Annotated in this window: 3 protein-coding genes; all 3 read left to right on the top strand. The window is 69.5% G+C overall.

Features of this window, described 5'->3' with window-relative positions; genetic code table 11:
- Positions 1-697: MltA domain-containing protein (locus EN742_RS34435; protein WP_189375724.1), on the top strand; the 697-nt coding region annotated here is incomplete at its 5' end.
- Positions 694-1,221 carry a Smr/MutS family protein gene (locus tag EN742_RS34430; protein WP_126057314.1) on the top strand — a complete coding sequence of 176 codons (528 nt, stop codon included), beginning with the start codon at positions 694-696 and terminating at the stop codon, positions 1,219-1,221. The genes EN742_RS34435 and EN742_RS34430, both read left to right, overlap by 4 nt.
- A 24-nt stretch (positions 1,222-1,245) precedes the next feature.
- Positions 1,246-1,611: helix-turn-helix transcriptional regulator (locus tag EN742_RS34425; protein ID WP_126057313.1), on the top strand; the 366-nt coding region annotated here is incomplete at its 3' end.

Here is a 1,611-nt window from a genome sequence, read left to right as displayed (position 1 = left end):
TCCCTATCTCGCTTTCGCGCGCCCGGCGCCGGACGGATTGGCCGAATATTTCGACCGCGGCGCCATCGAGCGCGGCGCGCTCGCCGGCAAGGGGCTGGAGATCGCCTGGCTCGCCGACAAGGTCGACGCCTTCTTCATCCATGTCCAGGGCGCGGCGCGGCTGAAGATGACCGACGGTCGGCTCTGCCGCGTTACCTATGCCGCCAAGTCCGGCCAGCGCTTCACCGGGCCCGGCAAGGTCCTGAGCGAGTTGGGCGAAATCCCGCTGGCCAAGGTGACGATGCAGTCGATCCGGGCCTGGTTCAGGGCGCACCCGGATCGCGTCGACGAGATCCTCTGGCAGAACCGCTCCTATATCTTCTTCCGCGAGGCGGCGGTCGACGATGCGGCGCTCGGCCCGATCGCCGCCGCCAAGGTGCCGCTGACGCCAGGCCGTTCGGTTGCCGTCGACCGGCTGCTGCACACATTCGGCACGCCCTTTTATATCGACGCGCCGACGCTCGCCGCTTTCGGCGACGGGCCGTTCCGGCGGCTGATGATCGCGCAGGACACCGGCTCGGCCATCACCGGCCCGGCGCGGGGTGACCTCTTTGCGGGCAGCGGCGCCGCCGCCGGCGAGATCGCCGGCGTCGTCCGCAACGCCGCCGATTTTTATGCGCTGATCCCGCGCCAGCTCGTTTCGAGGCCATTGCCATGACCCGCCGCATCGACCGGCTGAGCGAGGACGATCGCGTCCTGTGGAACCTGGTGGCGCGCACCGCCAAGCCGCTCAAGGGCAAGGCCGCCGTCGACGTCCCCGATTTCAGCGTCGAGCCGAAACCGGCGCCGGCGCCTATCCCCGTCAACGGCGCTCCGGCTGTCGCGGCAAAGCCCAGGACGCAGCATGTCTCGCATGCGCTGGACGACCAGACGCTGAACAAGCTTGCGAAGGGCCGGCTGCCGATCGAAGGCCGCGTCGACCTGCACGGCATGACCCAGGACGAGGCCTATTCGCTGCTGTTTTCATTCCTGCACCGGGCGCATGCCGGCGGCATCCGCTATGTGCTGGTCATCACCGGCAAGGGCTCCTCGTCCGGCGGCGACGGCGTGCTGCGGCGTTCGGTTCCCGCCTGGCTGTCGACGCCCGCCTTCCGGCCGCTGGTCTCCAGCCACGACCATGCCGCGCGCAACCATGGCGGTTCCGGCGCGCTCTATGTCCGCTTGCGCCGGACCCGCACATGAAGACACGCGCATGAGAGCGCTGGCATGACCCCGTTCGGCGAGAAGCTGCGCGCGCTGCGCGCCGAGCGCGGCCTCAGCCAGAAGGCGATGGCCGAGGCGATCGGCGTCAGCGCCGCCTACCTGTCGGCGCTTGAACATGGCCGCCGCGGCGCGCCGACCTGGACGCTGATCCAGAAGATCATCGGCTATTTCAACGTCATCTGGGACGATGCCGAGGAACTCGCGCGCCTCGCCGAAGCCTCGCACCCGCGGGTCCGGATCGACACGTCTGGCCTGACGCCCGCCGCCACCGAGCTCGCCAATCTCCTGGCCGAAAACATCGAGAAACTGGATGAGGCGGAGCTTCGCCGGATCACGGCGTCGGTCCGCGCGGCACTGGGGCGGCGGACG

The organism is Mesorhizobium sp. M4A.F.Ca.ET.020.02.1.1, assembly GCF_004022645.1.
Taxonomy (GTDB): Bacteria; Pseudomonadota; Alphaproteobacteria; order Rhizobiales; family Rhizobiaceae; genus Mesorhizobium.
The sequence above is the reverse complement of the archived record's forward strand: the minus strand, read 5'-3'. Positions and strand labels throughout refer to the sequence as shown.